Source organism: Odoribacter sp. AF15-53, assembly GCF_003479425.1.
Classification (GTDB): Bacteria; Bacteroidota; Bacteroidia; order Bacteroidales; family Marinifilaceae; genus Butyricimonas.
In genome coordinates this window covers 1-17827 of sequence record NZ_QUHC01000025.1, presented here as the reverse complement: position 1 = coordinate 17827, position 17827 = coordinate 1, and the positions used below count along the sequence as shown (strand labels likewise).

The following is a 17827-nucleotide window of genomic DNA, read 5'->3' as shown; positions in this document are numbered from 1 at the left end:
CGACACGATATAACGACCTAACGGAACATCACTATATACCGGCATTGAAAAAGTTCCGTCTCCACTGACTTTCAACACCTCCCACATTTTTTCCGCATTGCCAGATTCCGTGGTAATACTTTTTATGCTGACAAAAATAGGACGGGTCCCCTCTACCCCTTCTATCGGCGTACTCGTCCAGGGCCATCCGTACTTATCACGTTTATATTCATCTCCTCCTATTGTGGGATAAATACCATTTTGCACACAAAATTCCGGAGTATAGCCATAATTATTCACATACATCTCAAAAGTTGGATTCGGTTGAGGTGGAGTCAGGTCCAACACTTTTTTCACAACCATAGAATCCATGGTATACCCCGCATATTCTGTCTGCAAATAACCGGGAGTAATATCCTGACAAGCTCCCAAAATCATCCACACTCCTATCGAAAATATCAATATTATTCTCATAATCATTCATTTAAATCTTTCCAAAATCATAACCATAATTTAAGGCATGAACCACTCCGTTTTTAGGTTGTATGTTCGGAGTAGCCAAAGGTATCATTTTCCCGACCGTTACAGAATACAAGAACATCTCTATCGCCCCGGCTTCCGGAATCCCTTTATAAGTATTCCGTTCCAAATAAGCAATAACCCGGTTCTCCCCCATGCAAGTAAACGCAGTTCCACCATCCTGTTCTGCTGCATATATCCCATAGTCCATATTCCGGAACCTGATATCCTCCTTCAAATACTTCCCTACGACAACATGTTTCAAAATCAGTTCACGACACAACTCAACAGGCATTTCTTCTATACTTTCATATCTGTCTTCCGAAATTCCTTTATATTTACAATCCATCAAATAACGATAAACGGCAAATGAAGGTGGAGCAAAAAAAGTTATTGCCTGTATCGTATCCACCTCCCCTTCGAATAAATTCGTCAACTCGGCCCGTTCAATCATCTGCACTGTATATCCCCATTGTTCAGGATCCGAACGCAAGTATTCCATAATACTCCCGTCGTAATAAGGGGACGAGACTCCGCCATCAATAACTTCCTGTTTAGTTGTACAAGCCAGACAAGCCAGACACATATTTAAAGCAATCAATATCTTTTTCATATCATTCATAATTACTGTCTTTTTAACCAATAAAGATTCTGCCGCATCAAGGGATTTTCCTTGAAGTCTATACTTTTATTCATCAGAAAAAAAGCTCCGTCAATACAATCCTGTTGTGTTACCGTTTGGTATCCACCTTCCAAGAAAGAATGCACATACATAAGCCCGTTCCTGATAATATCATAATAACGATATCCTTCCATTAGTAACTCTTTTTCACGTTCCCGGAATACGGTCATCTGCAAATCTCCATTATCTTCCGAAGCCTGATAGAGAGCCGCTCCAGCCCTACCTCTGATCGTATTCAAATCATCTATAGCCCCTTCAAGTTTATCACCACCCAAATGTACCCGACTTTCCGCTCTCAACAAATAAATATCAGCCAGACGCCACCAAATTCGATTGGAATTAAAAGATGCAAATTTCTTTTTGGTCCCCGTGACAGTAACATTCACGCTTCTCTCCTTATAGGGATAAGCAAAACCTCCAGTTATACTTTTATCCATGGCATCCATCCCGTCAAGATCATAGAAATAAGCATATTTTCTAGCATCTGCTCCCGGATACATTTTTCGGACTGACGCCGTGAATATACGAAAGGTGAAATCTTGCACGATACCCGGTGTATAATCGGGACGCACGGGATAACCGACATAATCTGTACCCAGCGAATATACCCGTTTTCCGACCTCGTTGTAATAATCTTTCATTACCGTTTCATAAATTCCTTCCTTACTGTTACCGACAAGTACCAAAGCACAAACATCTTCTGACGTAGCCACTAAGTCATATAAAGGAGATTCTATCACCTTGGTACAGGCTTTTTCTGCCATATCCCATAATTTTTTTTCATCATAATTCCTATCGACTTCGGCTGCAAAATACTTACCACCGGCTTTCCATGCACACAAGTGAGCAAGCAAAGCATAAGCAGCCCCTTGGCAAGGCGTTGATTTCGATACCATAGTGTTACCGTTACAATCAATCAATTTATCAAAGGGAGGTAACATTCCGGCAGCCTTTTCCGCCATTTCTATTGCGAAATCACACACCTCCGGCCAGGGAGTTTTTGCCACCGGTTCCCAATTAATTCCCTCTTTTTGTAAAATACAATCTCCCCAACGTCGTATCAAATCAAAATAAGCCAAGGCCTTGAAAAAATAAGCCTGCCCTCTATAAAACTGCCTTCTTTCGCCCGGCATCTCAACAACATCCACGTGTTCCAATACCGTCTGAGCCCCCATGATCACCTGATACCAAGGTTCCCACAAATCAGCTGTTCCGGCCTCCAGCTCCAACATCCGGGCTCCCCGCCGGGATTCATCCACTTCATCGGCATAAGCTCCTTTCTCCACCTGCAACAAAGCATTCCAACATACCATATCCCGTACTCCCGCACCAACACCATACACTAGAGCCTCTACATCTTTTTCTTTGGTAATATTTCCAAAGGTCAGGCTATTCTCCGGCTCTACTCGCAACTGATCCGTACACCCCACGAAGAACAACATACATAACAAAATGACATTCAATTTCATAACTTAAAACTTCAAAGTTAAACCTATTGTAAACTTTCTAGCTAAAGGATAATTTCTTCCGCTATCAATACCGGTTCTAATATCCACTATCTCCGGATCAATACCCGAATAATTCGAAAAAGTCAGTAAATTTTCTCCACTGATAAAGAAACGCAACTGTTCTATTTTCCAATTCCGAATCAAGGATCGAGGTATATCATATCCCAAAGTTGCTGTTTTCAATTTCAACCAATTGACTTTCTCTACATAACGGTCGATCACGCTCACTTCATTCGGGAAAAACTGCATCTGGCTATCAGCCTGTAATTTGGCATAATCCGAATTATCCCCGGGCTGCTCCCAAAAGGTGATATCCCGCACATCCAACAAAACAGGATGTTCCAAACCATTATAATTCGGAATAATAGAACTCCCGGGAAGTGTATTGTATATATGACGTCCCAATTGGTAGGCCCATGAAAAATTCAAATCAAACCCTTTCCATTTCAACTCGCTGACAATACCTCCGCTAACTTGAGGCAAAGCACTACCCAAATATACTCGATCCCCGCTCCCGATAGAACCGTCACCGTTTACATCGACAAATTTCAAATCCCCGGGTTTATAATACTGAATTCCTCCCATAGGAGCACTCATTCCGACATTATTGTATACAATTGGAACTTCATCCTGACTGTTGACATACCCTTCCGTACGATAACCATAGATTCCATTCAATGCCTTACCGATGATTCCCCGGGAATTATCTTTATTATTATACGATTTCTCATAACGATTCCAAACTTTTGCTCCATTAACCGATACCCGCCACGAAAAATCGTTTTTCCTGAATATATCGTATTTAATCAATAACTCGATCCCTTCATTTGAAATAGCGGCAGCGTTCTGCCACTGTGAGCTAAAACCGTTATGTTCTCCCGGTAAAGACACCGGAAACAAAAGCTTGTCGGTATAACGATAATAATAATCCAACGTAATCCCCAGACGATAGTCAAGAAAATCCATATCTAACCCGAAATCATACTGATCGGTCTCTTCCCAGGTCAAATCCTGATTATATGCTCCTAAAGACCACGAGGGTTCAAGCGTGCTGTTACCTTCAAAAGGAGCGCCATTTTGCATGATTCCTAAAGCAAGGTAAGCAGACTCGAAATGCTTCCCAGAACGTCCCCAGCTAGCCCGGATTTTACCGAAATTAAACCACGTTAAATTATTCCGGACAAAATCCTCCTCAGAAAATGTCCAAGCAGCAGCAACAGAAGGAAAAGTCCCCCATTTCCTATGCTCCCCGAATGTAGAACTTCCATCCCGTCGAATACTAGCAGAAAACAAATACTTCTTTTTATAATTGTATTCCAAACGTGCAAAATAAGAAATCAGCACCTGCTCCGTCATATCCGAAAGATAGTGCTGCAAAGCCACTTTACGAGTAAGCGAGGGGGTCAATTGTTCATCCCCCAAATCCGGAAATCCCGGACGCACGTAATAAATCTGGTCACTGGGAGAATTTTCCCCGCTTCCACCGTTATATTCTGTCTGATCATACTGGTAGGACAAACCCGCTACCGCACTAATGTTATGATCTTCATGAATCGTGGTCTTGTAACTCAATAAATTTTCATTCAATACCATCAAGCTGATCCCAGTTTCACCTACACTCATAGACCGATTGGTAGACATCAGGTAAGAAGGTGTAAAACCGTTGCGACGATTTAACGAATAATCGGCAGCCAAAGAAGTGGACAAATTCAGCCCTTTGAGAATATCATACCCCAGTTTAAAATTCGTCCGCAAGCGGATTGAACGATTTTTCTCTTTTATATTCTTCATCTGGTCGACAATATAGTCCCAAACTGCCGAACCTTCACCCGGATACAGAGAACTGAGATAATAAGGGTCCCCAGGTACAACACCGATAATAGGAGTACTTTGAAAACTGGAACGAAACGATCCATATCCCTGTTTTCGATTAGCCAAAGAAGCATTCAACCTCAAGTCCACGGTCAACTTATTTACCGGAATAATACTCATACTAGAATTCAGATCTATCCGATTAAAACCGCTTCCTTTCAATATACCCGATTCATCGTAATAGCCTAATCCCAGGCTATAAGCTATATTCTCCGAACCTCCATAAGACTGGATATTGGCATTTGTCACTTTTCCCCGGTGATAATACATCGGGAAAAAATTCGTCGAGTTATTATAAAAAGGATTCAGGCTATCCTGAAAAAAAAGTCCGTTCGAAGTAGAAGGGACGGGGTGCATCAAGCCATCCATCGTACCTCCGGGATGCAAGTAATTCTCTTCCCAGGTTTCAGGATACTTATAACGTAAATTTTCCATATCCAAATAAGCAATCAACTCATTTCTCAACGCTTTTAAACGAAAATCTCTTTCATAACGTCCCGTCATAATAGTCGGTAATTCCGGCAACACACTCCAACTCTGCGAAACATTCACCGACAAAGAACTTTTTTGATTTTGCCGACCCTTTTTCGTCGTCACGATAATCACCCCATTAGCTGCCCTGGAACCATATATGGCCGCAGAAGAAGCATCTTTCAAAACTTCTATCGATTCAATCATATCGGGATTGATATCAGACAACAAATTTGTTCCCGTTATCGGAGAAGTGAAAGAATTTAACGGAACCCCGTCAACAACCCACAGCGGATTAGAAAAACGTCTCTCCAACTCGATATCCAATGAATTGTATCCCCGAATGGTTATTGCGGTTCCTCCACCACCCGGAGCCCCGGAAATATTTGTAATATCCATTCCGGCAACCCTTCCTTGCAATAAAGTCGCTATATTAGGAGAAGGAATTCCTTGCAACTCTTCACCCTTTACCGTGGATACAGCCCCTGTCATTTCCCTGCGGGTTGTCGTTCCGTAAGCAACCACAACAGCCTCATCCAACGCTTGAACATCTTCTTCCAAATAAACTCGCAGAGTATCTTTAGCCATCATCCCGTTGAACTCCAATATTTTCGTTTTGAAACCCACGAAAGAAAATTCCAACGCTCCTTTCAACATCGGCAAGTCCAGCGCAAACCATCCTTTTGAATCCGTTGCCGTCCCCAAAGATACACCCACGATCTTCACCGTCACTCCCGGCATCGGTTGTTTTTTTGTATCACAAACCCAACCTTTCAACCTTAACGATTTTTTCTCGGGCTCCTCAAGTACAATCGGTTTAATAATCACCACCCCTTCCATCATTTCATAGGTATATCCCTTATTTTTCAGCACCTTATCCAATATTTCCGGTAGTGTTGCCTGTTTCATGTTTACCGACACCCGGTCGGTAGCTGCCACATTCTTATCCAAATAAAAGAACTGTACCCCAGTCTGATTTTGCAAGTAATCAATCACCTTTATAACAAGCTCGTTATCAAACGAGATATCCAATTTCTGTTCTTGCGAGAAAACCGTCGCATTTACAGACTGGATACAACATAACAGAATAAACAGTTTCAATTTCATAATCAACAAGATTTTTCGCCATTTCCCTTTCGAGAAAAAGGCATACTCATGCTTTTTTTTCATAACTTTGTTTTACTTTTTAATTTGACATTCATCTGTTACCAGCAGATGCTTCGTTATACAGGAGGAATTACCAGATTCCTCTTGTTTTTTTATATACTTACGGTTACCACCCGATCTTTTACATTAAATTGCACGTTACTACTCTTTTCCAGTACATTCAGCATTATTTGAAAATCGCTATACCTGGGAAGATTACCTTTAAACAATAAACTTTTCGCTTCCTCACTCTGGAAGAAAACCGTTATATCGTACCAACGCGCCAACTTCGTCATAATCTGTTCCAGTGTTTGCCCATGAAACACGAACAATCCATCTTTCCACGCTATTTCTTTCCGTACATCTACCTCTCGCACCACGCATTCCTCATTAGTGACATCCATGCAAACTTGCTGCCCGGGATGCAAAATCCACTGTTTTCCTCCTCGTTTATCCCGTACCGACACTTTTCCTCGCACGAGAGTTGTATAATTCATTTGCTCTCCGAAATACGCGTAGACATTAAAAGCCGTTCCCAACACTTGTATATTCTGTTCCCGGGTCTCCACGAGAAAAGGCCTGATCGAATCTTTGGCCACATCAAAATACCCCTCCCCTTCCAAGTACACCCTACGTTGTTTCCCGGTAAACACGGCGGGATATTTTAATTTAGAATCCGCATTCAACCACACGTGAGTGCCATCTTCCAAAATCACATCATACTCTCCCCCCCGGGGAACGATTAATTCATTATAAACAGGATCTTTCTCTCCAGCTTGTTGTCGGGATTCATAGATCACGCCTTTCCCCTCTTTTCGAATGGTAATTCCGGCATCTACCAAAAGATCACGCGTGGACAGGGTATCCAAAAGAACCTCTTTCTTATTACCCAACACCAGACGCGCTTTGCTCATCCCGGGCACGATGGAATCTGTTTTTACTAACGGGATATCGTCTATAGATCTTTCCGTCAGCCAAATTTCCCCGACAATTAACGGGCACACGATCGCAGCACACGCCGCTACCCACCTCCATACCCTCAACCGCTTTTCCCGTAGCCGCAAAGGTCTCACCACCCGGTCATACCCGTGCCTTTTATCCACGGCCTCGATCTGTTTCAATAAATCGAAGGCCGCGTCCAATTTTTCTTGTTGTATTCCCGGATTTTCAACATCCAAATCGTCTCTTTCTATCATATTTTATCCTTTATATATACTTAAAACAGTTCACCGGCAAAATATACGTAAATGACCGGCAAAAAAAATTCAAATATATTTTTTACCTTTGTCACTCGGCATTACAGATGTGGCTATAAATAAATCATGGATCATTTAAAGCAACATATTTTTTCGACACGCCCTGATCGAAATATTGATTTATTCGAATCACTATTCAACATGCATTATTCCAGCTTGGTCGTGTATGCCACCCATCTCACTGGTGACCCGGCCGCCGCTGAAGACATCGTGTGCGACGTGTTCACTTCCGTGTGGGAAAGGAAAGAGGTGTTACAAATGAAAGAACGTAAAAGTTACCTGTTCTCCTCGGTACGAAATCGCTCGCTCAACTATCTGGCACAACTAAAAGTCCGTAATAATTACCAGGAAAACATCCTCCAAAAAGGAGATGTCACGGGATTACTCACGTGGGAGTATTACGTGGAAACCGAGTTGCGGGAACATATCGAGCAAGCTATACGACGTCTCCCACCTCAATGCCAGAAAATATTTATAATGAACCGGTTCGATAACAAGAACGTGGCTGAAATTGCCGAAGAATTACAACTTTCTTCTCGCACGGTAGAAAAACAAATCGGTATTGCCTTGAAAAAGCTCAGAATCGAGCTTGCTGATTATTTAGCGATTGCATACGTGATTTACCTGTTGCAACCTTAAAAAGAATTCATGAGATGTAGCATCAAATATTTCGCTTGATCCGTTCCAGTCCTGGACGTGTGAACGGAGTATCCGCGAAACGCTCCTTGAAAGTATCTTCATCCATATCCAACCAATCTTCCCGACTCATCGTCATCACCCACGGATTGGAGGCAAACTCTTCCACGTGATGTAAAACAGCCCCACGATTCCACGGGCAAGCATCCTGACAAGCATCACAACCGAAAAAACGATTTCCCATCTTTTCTTTTATCAACGGGGGAATTTCATCTTTACGCTCTATCGTATTATAAGAAATACACAGATTCGCGTTTACTTCATAAGGAGAAAGAGCCCCCGTAGGACAAGCTTTCACGCAACGATTACACGTTCCACAGAAATTCCGGGATTCAGAGGAAGAGTAAGAATCCGGTTCAAAATCGGATATAATGACACCGATAAAACAAAAAGAGCCTAATTTCGGATGAATCAACAATGAATTACGTCCGATCCACCCCAACCCAGCCCTCCTTGCCCATTCATGCTCAAATACCGGAGCCGAGTCAACAAAAATTCGCCCGGTAATTTTCCGTCCGTCCTTTTCTTGTAAAGAAGAATATAATTTGAATAACCGATCCTTAACCACCCGATGATAATCTTTCCCGTAAGCATAACGGGCAGCAATAGGAGCATCCGGGTGTTGTCGCTCGGAAGTATAGTAATTTGTCAAAGTAACAATCACGGAACGAGCCCCCTCAACTAATAAAGCGGGATTCTCCCGCTTCTCTATATTATTAGCCATGTAATTCATTCCCGCGTGAAACCCTCGGCCTAACCAACGTTCCAATCTCTCCCGTTCCCGGGTTAATATTTCCACCGGAACCACCCCACAGGCATCAAACCCGCATTCCCAAGCTTTATTCTTTAAAACTTCCAGCTTCATTTCAGTTGAAAAGTTTGTAAAGCCCATAAAGTTTACAACGCATCAACAAATCACCAATCTATAGTTCAAAAGCCCCTAAAGCACTTTATGAACCCTATAAACTTTATGAACTTAAATATCAAATCCCAATTCTAGCCGAGCCACCTCGCTCATTCGTTCAGGTCCCCAAGCCGGTTCGAAAGTCAAATTTACCGTGACCTCATCAATCCCGTCAAGCGTCAATACCACATCATGTACTTCTTGCACGATTTGATCGGCAATCGGACACCCTGGAGCTGTCAAGGTCATGGTAATAATCACCTCATTCGGCTTCGGGAATTCGATCCCGTAAACCAGTCCTAACTCCCATATATTTACCGGAACTTCCGGATCATAAACGGTAGATAATTTCTCGATCACCAAATCTTCCATTAAACTTTTTCCCATATCGCTCGTTATTTTCCCTCGTAAGCCAAGGCGTAATACTTTATTTGTTTCACCATTGACAACAATCCGTTGGAACGGGTCGGAGACAAATGCTGAGTCAACCCGATGGTATCTATAAATTTCAAATCCGCCTTCACTATATCGTGAGGTGTCTGCCCTGAAAATACCCGGATCAATAACCCGGCAATCCCTTTCGTGATGATAGCATCACTATCAGCCTCGAAATACAATTTCCCGTCTTTCAACTCCGCGTGAAACCACACTTGGGATTGACACCCTTTGATCAAATTGTCTCCCGTTTTATGCTCTTCACCCATGGCTGCCAAGCCATTACCGATTTCAATCAGGTAGGCATATTTGTCCATCCAATCATCATATATGGAAAATTCATCCACAATCTGATTCTCGATCTCTTCTATTGTCATCGTCTTATAATTTGAAAATCTTTTCTATCTTTCTTAGCCCTTCACAGAATACATCGATTTCTTCCCGAGTATTATACATGGCAATGGAAGCACGAGCCATTCCCGTCACCCCGTAATGCTGCATCACGGGTTCGGCACATAACTGTCCCGTACGTATCGCTATCCCCATTTTATCCAACAAGGTACCCAAATCAAAATGATGTATACCTCCTATTCCGAACGAGATCACGGAAGATTTCTCAGCCGCTTCTCCGAATAGAATGATATTCGGAACTGTCCGGATTTGCTCCATGGCATAATTCATTAAATCGTGTTCATAACTGGCAATATCCTGCAAACCGATCCCCTTCACGTATTCCAAGGCTTCGCCCAACCCGATAACACCGATAAAATCAGGTGTTCCCGCCTCGAATTTAAAAGGTAAATCGTTATACGTCGTTTTCTCGAAGCGCACTTCTTTAATCATCTCGCCCCCTCCCTGCCAAGGCGGCATCTGCTCCAACAAGCCTCGCTTCCCGTACAACACGCCAACTCCTGTCGGGCCATATACCTTATGACCGGAAAAAGCGAAGAAATCGCAATCCAAAGCCTGCATGTCAACCGGAATATGTTGTATCGCCTGCGCCCCGTCCACCAATACGTACGCGCCAAATGCGTGAGCCGCATCAATAATCTCTTTCACCGGATTCACGGTTCCCAACACGTTCGACACGTAAGCCACACCGACCAACTTCACACGCTCGTTCAACAACTTCCCGAACTCCTCCATGTTCAACTCACCTTTACCATTGAAGGGTACCACTTTCAACACAGCTTTCTTTCGCTCGCACAACATTTGCCAAGGCACGATATTCGCGTGATGTTCCATTTCCGTCACGATAATCTCGTCCCCCTCACGAATAAAAGCTTCCCCGAAAGAATGAGCCACTAGATTGATACTCTCGGTAGTTCCCCTGGTAAAAATAATCTCATCCGTGGAAACCGCATTAATGAACTCCCGCACCGTCTCCCGAGCTTGTTCATTGGCATCCGTACATTTGTTACTCAGATAATGCACCCCCCGATGCACGTTGGAATTATAACGCAGGTAATACTCCGTCATCCTTTCCACCACCTGCAACGGGCGTTGCGTGGTAGCCCCGTTATCCAGGTAAACCAACGGCTTACCATATATTTCCTCCTCAAGTATCGGGAAATCTTTCCTTATCCGATTGACATCAAACATAGTTTATTTCTTACAATGCATCACGCAATTGTGACACTTGGTTAATTCTCCTCTTAAACGTTTATCCACCAAATCGTCAATTTCGGTCCGAAGTGGTTCCAGTTTTACCCGTCCCACGATTTCGTGCGCGAAACCAAACATCATCATCATACGAGCCTCTCCCTCGCCAATACCCCGCGAACGCAAATAAAACATCGCCTCCTCGTCAATCTGTCCCACGGTAGCACCGTGACTACATTTCACGTCATCGGCATCAATCACTAACTGGGGTTTTGTGTTCACTTGCGCCGTATCGGTCAGCAACAAATTATTGTTCGCCTGGTAAGCCTCCGTTTTTTGCGCATCAGGCCGCACCGTGATCCGCCCGGCAAAATTAGCCAAAGCAGCATCATCCAACACTCCTTTAAAATGCTGGTTACTTGTACAATGCGGGGCTATATGATCAATAAAGGTGAAGTTATCCACCTGTTGTTTTTTATCCGACAGGTACATCCCGTAAAGATTACACTCGCCTCCCTCTTCCGTCAACGCGGCAAAAAGATTATTGCGAATAAATCCCCCGTACAGTGAAATCACGTTGGCATCATAACGGGAATTCCGCTTCTGAGAAACAAACACGCTATTTATCTGTGAAGCCTCTATATGTTGATTTTGAACATGATAATATTCAAAAGCCGAATTTTCTCCAACAACAATTTCTGTCGCGTTATTCGCCAGAAAACTATCATCAGAAAGCGTGTGATCACATACCAGAACCGTGGCTTTTGCATCACGTCCCAGAATCACCATATTCCGCTGGAACGACATCAGATTATCATTCGCCCGCATCAAATTCACGATCTGCAAAGGGCGCTCCATGATCACCCGATCAGGCACATAGACAAATACCCCGTCTTGAGCAAAAGCCGTGTTCAACGCCACCAATCCATCCGTATCAGCCGGCTTCGTGTATTGGTTATAATGCTGCTCGAACAATTCCTTGTATTTCACGCTGGCTTCCGCCATACTGCAAATTACTACTCCTTCCGGTATTTCGGGTGCCGCATTTTCCTTAACAAACCAACCGTTAATCATCAAAATTAAATTGGTATCCAAATTCGGCACGTGACATTTGAATATCTCGCTCAAATCAACTCCTTGTTTGATATTCTTCAACACCACCTTATAGTCCCGATCAAAGACTGGCAAGGTATCCGCATACAGGTAATCCTCCGTCTTATAGGGGACACCACCGACAGCCTCGAAACGTTGAAATGCCTCATCCCGGTAACGATTCATCGTCTCACCACATCCCTCACGCAGCAAACGTTGTCCCTCCCGGAAAAGAGTCGCAAAATCATTATTTATCTTTTCTAATCTTTCCATCTTCAATTACTTACCGGCCTCAACTTCTTGTTTTATCCAATCATAACCATACTTCTCCAATTCCATGACCAGCTCTTTACCCGCCGTTTTCACGATACGACCGTCATACAACACATGCACGACATCCGGAACGATGTAATCCAGCAAACGTTGATAGTGAGTGATCACGATAGTCGAGTTATCCGGCCGTTTTAACTTGTTCACCCCGTTGGCCACGATACGCAAAGCGTCAATATCCAACCCGGAATCCGTCTCGTCCAAAATGGCTAATTTCGGTTCCAACACCGCCATCTGAAATATCTCGTTCTTCTTCTTCTCGCCACCGGAAAATCCTTCATTCAGAGAACGATTCAACAATCGGCTATCAATATTGACCAATTCCATCTTTTCCCTGATCATCTTCAAGAACTCGCTTGCCGGGTATGGGGGCAAACCTTTATATTTACGCTGTTCGTTTACTGCCGTCTTCAAAAAATTCACCGTGCTCACGCCGGGAATCTCCACCGGATACTGGAAACTCAGGAATATCCCTTCCCTTGCCCGGTCTTCTGCCGGAAGCTCCAATAAATTCTTCCCGTTAAACCAAACCTCTCCTTCCGTCACCTCGAAACATTCCCGGCCTGTCAACACGGCCGACAACGTACTTTTCCCGGCTCCATTCGGTCCCATGATCGCGTGAACCTCCCCGGCATTCACCTCCAAGTCGATCCCTTTCAATATCTCTTTCCCGTCAATCGCGGCATGTAAGTTTTTTATCTTTAGTAACCCCTTCATAATATTTTAGATTTTTGATTTTAGATTTTAGATTCTTGATCCAAATCCTATTCCTGCATTACTCCCTAGGCCGACAGTCTCTTCAATTTTTAGCTTTTAGTTTTTAACTTCTAGCTCTTACCCCACGCTTCCTGCCAGGCTGATCTGCAATAACTTTTGCGCTTCCACGGCAAATTCCATTGGCATCTTGTTAATCACATCCCCGGCATATCCTTTAATGATCAAGCCAATAGCATCTTCCGTTGAAATACCTCGCTGATTACAATAAAATATCTGGTCCTCTCCGATCTTCGAGGTTGTCGCTTCGTGTTCCACTTGTGCCGTGGGATTTGCCACTTCCAGGTAAGGAAACGTATGTGCCCCGCACTTATCACCTAAAAGCAAAGAATCACATTGCGAAAAATTCCGGGCATTCTTGCAATTCTTCACCACCTTCACCCGTCCCCGGTAAGAATTGGAACTATACCCGGCGGAAATACCTTTCGAAACGATCCGGCTACGCGTGTTGTTCCCGATATGAATCATTTTGGTTCCCGTGTCCGCCTGTTGATAGTTATTCGTTACCGCCACGGAATAGAACTCACTCACCGACCCGTCCCCCTTCAATATCGTACTCGGATATTTCCAGGTAATTGCCGATCCGGTCTCCACTTGAGCCCAAATCAACTTAGCGTTATCCCCCTTGCAAATTCCCCGCTTGGTCACGAAATTATAGATACCTCCTTTCCCGTTCTTGTCACCCGGGTACCAGTTCTGCACCGTACTATATTTCACTTCTGCATTTTTCTCCACCACGATCTCCACGATTGCCGCGTGTAACTGGTTCTCATCCCGCTGCGGGGCTGTACATCCTTCCAGATAACTCACGTAACTCTCCTCCTCGGCCACGATCAACGTACGCTCGAATTGTCCCGTGTTTGCCGCATTAATCCGGAAATACGTCGATAACTCCATGGGGCAACGTACCCCTTTCGGGATATACACGAATGACCCGTCACTAAAGACTGCTGAATTTAACGCAGCGAAAAAATTATCCGAATAAGGAACTACTGACCCCAAATAACGCTTCACCAGATCCGGGTGATTTTTCACCGCCTCGGAAAACGAGCAAAAGATCACACCCCGTTCTGCCAAGGTCTCCTTAAACGTCGTTTTCACCGACACGCTATCCATCACGGCATCCACCGCCACCCCGGATAACGCCTTTTGTTCATCCAAAGGAATCCCCAACTTGTCAAAAGTAGCCTTCAACTCCGGGTCAACCTCGTCCCATGACTTCTTTACCTCTTGCTTCGGGGCAGCATAATACACGATATTCTGATAATCAATTGGCGGGATCTCCAATTTAGCCCACGTGGGCATTTTCATGGTAAGCCAATGACGGTAGGCTTTCAACCGGAATTCCAGCATCCATTCCGGCTCCTCTTTCTTCTGTGAAATCAACCGGATCACCGACTCGTTCAATCCTTTCCCGATCATCTCGGTTTCCACGTCAGAAACAAAACCGTATTTATACTCACCCTCAGTTACTTCGTTCAATATATCGTCTTGTTCTTTAGCCATAACTATTTAATTGAAAATTGAAAATTGAAAATTGAAAATGACAGGAACAAACTTCCCCAAAAAATTCAATTTTATCAATCTGTGCAAAAGTATAAAAAAAAATCACCCGCCCAATCATCTATCGGGTAGATAATATCTATTACGTGATAAATCCCCATTATGATTCAGCTATTAAGCATAAACCCGTAACCTCAAACTTGTAACCTGCAAACCTGTAACGTGGCGAAGCCACATATTCATTTGCGTCGTTCATCAATTTAGCTTATTTTTGTTCTCGAAATTAAGAACACGAACATGAGTGAAAACAAACCATTAACGAAATTATCCACGTTAGGGGAATTCGGATTGATCCGTCACCTGACACAAGATATAAAATTAAAAAACGAATCTTCATTGAAAGGGGTTGGAGACGATGCCGCAGTACTGGATTACAAGGACAAGAAAGTGCTGGTAAGTACCGACATGCTGATCGAAGGCGTACATTTTGATCTTGCCTACGCCCCCTTGAAACACCTGGGATTTAAAGCTGTCGCCACGAACGCCAGCGACATCTACGCCATGAACGGAACTCCCAGACAGATCACGGTATCACTGGCCGTATCCAACCGTTTCTCCCTGGAAGCAATCGACGAACTATACGAGGGAATTTACTTGGCTTGTGACCACTACGGGATCGATCTCGTGGGTGGGGACACCACCTCATCGCAAATAGGAATGTGCATCAGTATCACGGTCATCGGGGAAGCCAACGAAGAAGATATTGTCTACCGGAACACCGCTCAGGAGAACAACCTGATCTGTGTCAGCGGTGATCTTGGGGCCGCCTACATGGGCCTCCAATTACTCGAAAGAGAAAAAGTAGTTTTCAAGGAGAATTCCAAGGCACAACCCGATTTTTCCGGGTACGAGTACATCCTCGAACGCCAGTTGAAACCCGAAGCCCGGATGGATATTATCCGGTTGTTGAAAGAAAAAGGGATCAAACCAACAGCCATGATGGATGTTTCAGACGGCCTTTCTTCCGAAATCCTGCACATCTGTCACGACTCCGGCCTCGGTTGTAACATATACGAGGAAAAAATCCCGATCGACTACCAAACCTATAAAATGGCCGAGGAACTCAACATGAACGCCACAGTATGCGCCCTCTCCGGTGGAGAAGACTACGAATTATTGTTCACAGCACCTCTGGATGCCTACGACAAACTGATTACCATGGAAGAAATTAGTATCATCGGTCACACCTGTTCGAAAAATGAAGGCTACAATTTGATCACGAAAGATGGCAATTCATTTGAATTAAAAGCGCAAGGCTGGGTAAACTTTACCCCTTCCGATGATAAATAATATATTTTACGATGAATAGACTGGAAAACATACTTGACGAATCTTTACTCCACAGTGCCAGTGGGGATCGCAAAGCCCTCCGCCTCCTGCTGAAAAGAGTCATTCCCAATCGCTTCGAATACTACCACGAAAGCCGGGATATCACCCGCCAGGAAGACTACGCTGATTTGTTATACAAAATTCTCCTGCTCGAACTGGATGAAGAAGAAGAGGAAAGTATCGAACTGGCAGAACTGGCCTACCTGGGCATTAGTGAAAGTATCTCGTCAGCCCCGGCCCATATTTACGAATGCGTCAAAAAACGGATTATCCTGATGCACTATTTCGCCGATTATTTCACGGACAGTTTGATTGAAGTCTTCCTGAAAAAATTCAGGGAGAACAATCTTCTGGAAGCTCGCAACCTTGCCCTCGAATCCCTTGAACGGATGCAACTATCCGACATCTTTTTCATGGAGCAAAACTTCAGCGAACGGATTGACCGGGATGAACAACTAACTGACGTTTGTAACGGCATCACTCTCGCACCCAATTTATCCGACCAGGAACTTGCAGAAGCCCAGTTAATGCACCAGGTACTATACGCCTACTTGAAAGCCAAATATGGCAAATAGCATACAAAAAAACTGAGAGCCACTCAAGCTCTCAGTTACTTCATTCTTAACGATCAGAATCAAAATCTTCTTTCTCTTGGGGCTCTATGACCTCTATCGTCGCCTCCTTCTTCTCTCGGTCTTGCTTTTTTCACAACAATTTTCCTTCCTTGGAAATCAGATTCATTCAAAGCATTGATTGCGTTGAAACCTTCAGTTTCATCTTCCATTTCAACAAAACCAAAACATTTAGAGTTACCAGTTTCTCTATCCATAATAACTTTGGCTGAAGAAACAGAACCGTGCTCTGAGAAAAGAGCTTGTAAGTCCTCACTTGTAGTCGTGGAGCTTAACTTTGCAACAAAAATATTCACAATAAAAATAATTAAAATTAATAATACATATAGAAGGGTACGTAGAGGTATATCTTTGGTTTCAACGATAAACAACTATTTATCTTCTAACGCGACAAATATAAGTAATTTATTAATAATCAAAAATAATCCTGCATTTTTTCTTTATTCTTGATCTTCCCGAAACAGCTATGGCAAAATATGCCTTGCTTCTGTTATCACATGATTTTTTTTTATGAATAATACATGTTTTCCTCTCTATTCCCCACAGATGAAAAGTAAACGAGAAGAGATAAAGCCTTCTCTAGGATACACGATCACGACAACAATCATTCCGCAACCGTACCCTCCGGTGGTACTCCGTACGTGTTCGGGAGCGGTACTGGAGTTGTAGCCTGTCTTTTACCTCATTTCCATCCGTTTTCTTCTTATTTTAACTCAAAATACTACATACTTCACCCTCCCAAACGGCATTTTTTCCCATTTTCCTCATTTTTTTCTAATAAAACGCTTGTGATTTCAAAAATTTCCTTTACTTTTGCACCCGTTAAACAATAACACTGGTACCATAGCTCAGTTGGTAGAGCAAAGGACTTAAAATCCTTGTGTCCCCGGTTCGATTCCTGGTGGTACCACATAATAAAAGAGAAAAACGGTGAAAACCCTTGAATTTAAAGCAAATTCAAGGGTTTATTTTTTGATCATCCACGAATATTTACGGCTCACGTGAAAAATTGGCTCACGTGAAAAATTAGGTGGACC

At 43.4% G+C, this 17827-nt stretch carries 17 protein-coding genes and 1 tRNA gene; 5 read left to right on the top strand and 13 right to left on the bottom strand.

The features are described 5' to 3' along the window. The 5 genes from DWW52_RS20610 to DWW52_RS20590 all read right to left on the bottom strand — a co-directional run. The coding region (locus tag DWW52_RS20610; protein ID WP_118717808.1) for a hypothetical protein at positions 1 to 453 on the bottom strand (453 nt) is incomplete at its 3' end. Positions 454 to 463: 10 nt separating this feature from the next. Continuing rightward, a complete protein-coding gene (locus DWW52_RS20605; protein WP_118717814.1) occupies positions 464 to 1111 on the bottom strand; it encodes a hypothetical protein in 648 nt (215 codons plus the stop codon). 11 nt (positions 1112 to 1122) lie between these two features. Beyond that, a complete protein-coding gene (locus tag DWW52_RS20600; RefSeq protein WP_118717806.1) occupies positions 1123 to 2649 on the bottom strand; it encodes a RagB/SusD family nutrient uptake outer membrane protein in 1527 nt (508 codons plus the stop codon). Between the two features lie 3 nt (positions 2650 to 2652). Then, complete coding sequence (locus DWW52_RS20595) at positions 2653 to 6201, bottom strand: SusC/RagA family TonB-linked outer membrane protein (protein WP_233557003.1); 3549 nt, start codon at positions 6199 to 6201, stop codon at positions 2653 to 2655. Positions 6202 to 6290: 89 nt separating this feature from the next. Further along, on the bottom strand, positions 6291 to 7373 hold the full coding sequence (locus tag DWW52_RS20590) for a FecR family protein (RefSeq protein WP_118717804.1): 1083 nt from the start codon (positions 7371 to 7373) through the stop codon (positions 6291 to 6293). Between the two features lie 126 nt (positions 7374 to 7499). Between DWW52_RS20590 and DWW52_RS20585 the strand changes: the two genes are divergently transcribed. Continuing rightward, positions 7500 to 8072, top strand: a complete 573-nt coding sequence (locus DWW52_RS20585) for an RNA polymerase sigma-70 factor (protein ID WP_118717802.1) — start codon at positions 7500 to 7502, stop codon at positions 8070 to 8072. A 22-nt stretch (positions 8073 to 8094) separates the two neighbouring features. Here the strand turns inward: DWW52_RS20585 and queG are convergent, their stop codons facing one another. The 7 genes from queG to sufB all read right to left on the bottom strand — a co-directional run bounded on the left by queG (position 8095) and on the right by sufB (position 14772). Continuing rightward, positions 8095 to 8994: a tRNA epoxyqueuosine(34) reductase QueG gene (queG, locus tag DWW52_RS20580; RefSeq protein ID WP_118717800.1), complete on the bottom strand. Its 900-nt coding sequence runs from the start codon at positions 8992 to 8994 to the stop codon at positions 8095 to 8097. A 111-nt stretch (positions 8995 to 9105) separates the two neighbouring features. After that, positions 9106 to 9420, bottom strand: coding sequence for a metal-sulfur cluster assembly factor (locus DWW52_RS20575; protein WP_118717798.1), 315 nt, complete (start codon positions 9418 to 9420; stop codon positions 9106 to 9108). Between the two features lie 8 nt (positions 9421 to 9428). Continuing rightward, positions 9429 to 9845, bottom strand: a complete 417-nt coding sequence (locus DWW52_RS20570; protein WP_118717796.1) for a SufE family protein — start codon at positions 9843 to 9845, stop codon at positions 9429 to 9431. 4 nt (positions 9846 to 9849) lie between these two features. Further along, positions 9850 to 11070 (bottom strand): aminotransferase class V-fold PLP-dependent enzyme, encoded by a 1221-nt coding sequence (locus tag DWW52_RS20565; protein WP_118717794.1) that lies wholly within the window; start codon positions 11068 to 11070, stop codon positions 9850 to 9852. 3 nt (positions 11071 to 11073) lie between these two features. Continuing rightward, positions 11074 to 12435, bottom strand: a complete 1362-nt coding sequence (gene sufD / locus DWW52_RS20560; protein ID WP_118717793.1) for a Fe-S cluster assembly protein SufD — start codon at positions 12433 to 12435, stop codon at positions 11074 to 11076. 6 nt (positions 12436 to 12441) lie between these two features. Continuing rightward, positions 12442 to 13209, bottom strand: coding sequence for a Fe-S cluster assembly ATPase SufC (sufC, locus tag DWW52_RS20555; protein ID WP_118717791.1), 768 nt, complete (start codon positions 13207 to 13209; stop codon positions 12442 to 12444). A 117-nt stretch (positions 13210 to 13326) separates the two neighbouring features. Further along, positions 13327 to 14772, bottom strand: a complete 1446-nt coding sequence (gene sufB, locus DWW52_RS20550) for a Fe-S cluster assembly protein SufB (RefSeq protein ID WP_118717789.1) — start codon at positions 14770 to 14772, stop codon at positions 13327 to 13329. Between the two features lie 294 nt (positions 14773 to 15066). On the opposite strand from sufB, the gene thiL reads away from it, so the two are divergent. Further along, entirely contained in the window at positions 15067 to 16119 is a 1053-nt protein-coding gene (thiL, locus tag DWW52_RS20545; RefSeq protein WP_118717787.1) for a thiamine-phosphate kinase, read from the top strand. Positions 16120 to 16130: 11 nt separating this feature from the next. After that, positions 16131 to 16733, top strand: coding sequence for a hypothetical protein (locus DWW52_RS20540; RefSeq protein ID WP_118717785.1), 603 nt, complete (start codon positions 16131 to 16133; stop codon positions 16731 to 16733). 59 nt (positions 16734 to 16792) lie between these two features. On the opposite strand, the gene DWW52_RS20535 is transcribed toward DWW52_RS20540, so the two are convergent. After that, the gene (locus DWW52_RS20535) at positions 16793 to 17086 is read right to left on the bottom strand and encodes an RNA-binding protein (RefSeq protein ID WP_118717810.1); all 294 of its coding nucleotides are present in this window, start codon (positions 17084 to 17086) and stop codon (positions 16793 to 16795) included. Positions 17087 to 17336: 250 nt separating this feature from the next. On the opposite strand from DWW52_RS20535, the gene DWW52_RS21335 reads away from it, so the two are divergent. Continuing rightward, a complete protein-coding gene (locus DWW52_RS21335) occupies positions 17337 to 17459 on the top strand; it encodes a hypothetical protein (protein ID WP_255419016.1) in 123 nt (40 codons plus the stop codon). Between the two features lie 168 nt (positions 17460 to 17627). After that, positions 17628 to 17700, top strand: a tRNA-Leu gene (locus DWW52_RS20530). Positions 17701 to 17827 lie beyond the last annotated feature (127 nt).

What these genes read in the sequence shown, in the direction of transcription:
- DWW52_RS20605 (WP_118717814.1), bottom strand. Translation starts at nt 1,111, where the DNA reads ATGAAAAAGATATTGATTGCTTTAAATATGTGTCTGGCTTGTCTGGCT.
- DWW52_RS20600 (WP_118717806.1), bottom strand. Translation starts at nt 2,649, where the DNA reads ATGAAATTGAATGTCATTTTGTTATGTATGTTGTTCTTCGTGGGGTGT.
- DWW52_RS20595 (WP_233557003.1), bottom strand. Translation starts at nt 6,201, where the DNA reads ATGAAAAAAAAGCATGAGTATGCCTTTTTCTCGAAAGGGAAATGGCGA.
- DWW52_RS20590 (WP_118717804.1), bottom strand. Translation starts at nt 7,373, where the DNA reads ATGATAGAAAGAGACGATTTGGATGTTGAAAATCCGGGAATACAACAA.
- DWW52_RS20585 (WP_118717802.1), top strand. Translation starts at nt 7,500, where the DNA reads ATGGATCATTTAAAGCAACATATTTTTTCGACACGCCCTGATCGAAAT.
- queG (WP_118717800.1), bottom strand. Translation starts at nt 8,994, where the DNA reads ATGAAGCTGGAAGTTTTAAAGAATAAAGCTTGGGAATGCGGGTTTGAT.
- DWW52_RS20575 (WP_118717798.1), bottom strand. Translation starts at nt 9,420, where the DNA reads ATGGGAAAAAGTTTAATGGAAGATTTGGTGATCGAGAAATTATCTACC.
- DWW52_RS20570 (WP_118717796.1), bottom strand. Translation starts at nt 9,845, where the DNA reads ATGACAATAGAAGAGATCGAGAATCAGATTGTGGATGAATTTTCCATA.
- DWW52_RS20565 (WP_118717794.1), bottom strand. Translation starts at nt 11,070, where the DNA reads ATGTTTGATGTCAATCGGATAAGGAAAGATTTCCCGATACTTGAGGAG.
- sufD (WP_118717793.1), bottom strand. Translation starts at nt 12,435, where the DNA reads ATGGAAAGATTAGAAAAGATAAATAATGATTTTGCGACTCTTTTCCGG.
- sufC (WP_118717791.1), bottom strand. Translation starts at nt 13,209, where the DNA reads ATGAAGGGGTTACTAAAGATAAAAAACTTACATGCCGCGATTGACGGG.
- sufB (WP_118717789.1), bottom strand. Translation starts at nt 14,772, where the DNA reads ATGGCTAAAGAACAAGACGATATATTGAACGAAGTAACTGAGGGTGAG.
- thiL (WP_118717787.1), top strand. Translation starts at nt 15,067, where the DNA reads ATGAGTGAAAACAAACCATTAACGAAATTATCCACGTTAGGGGAATTC.
- DWW52_RS20540 (WP_118717785.1), top strand. Translation starts at nt 16,131, where the DNA reads ATGAATAGACTGGAAAACATACTTGACGAATCTTTACTCCACAGTGCC.
- DWW52_RS21335 (WP_255419016.1), top strand. Translation starts at nt 17,337, where the DNA reads ATGAAAAGTAAACGAGAAGAGATAAAGCCTTCTCTAGGATACACGATC.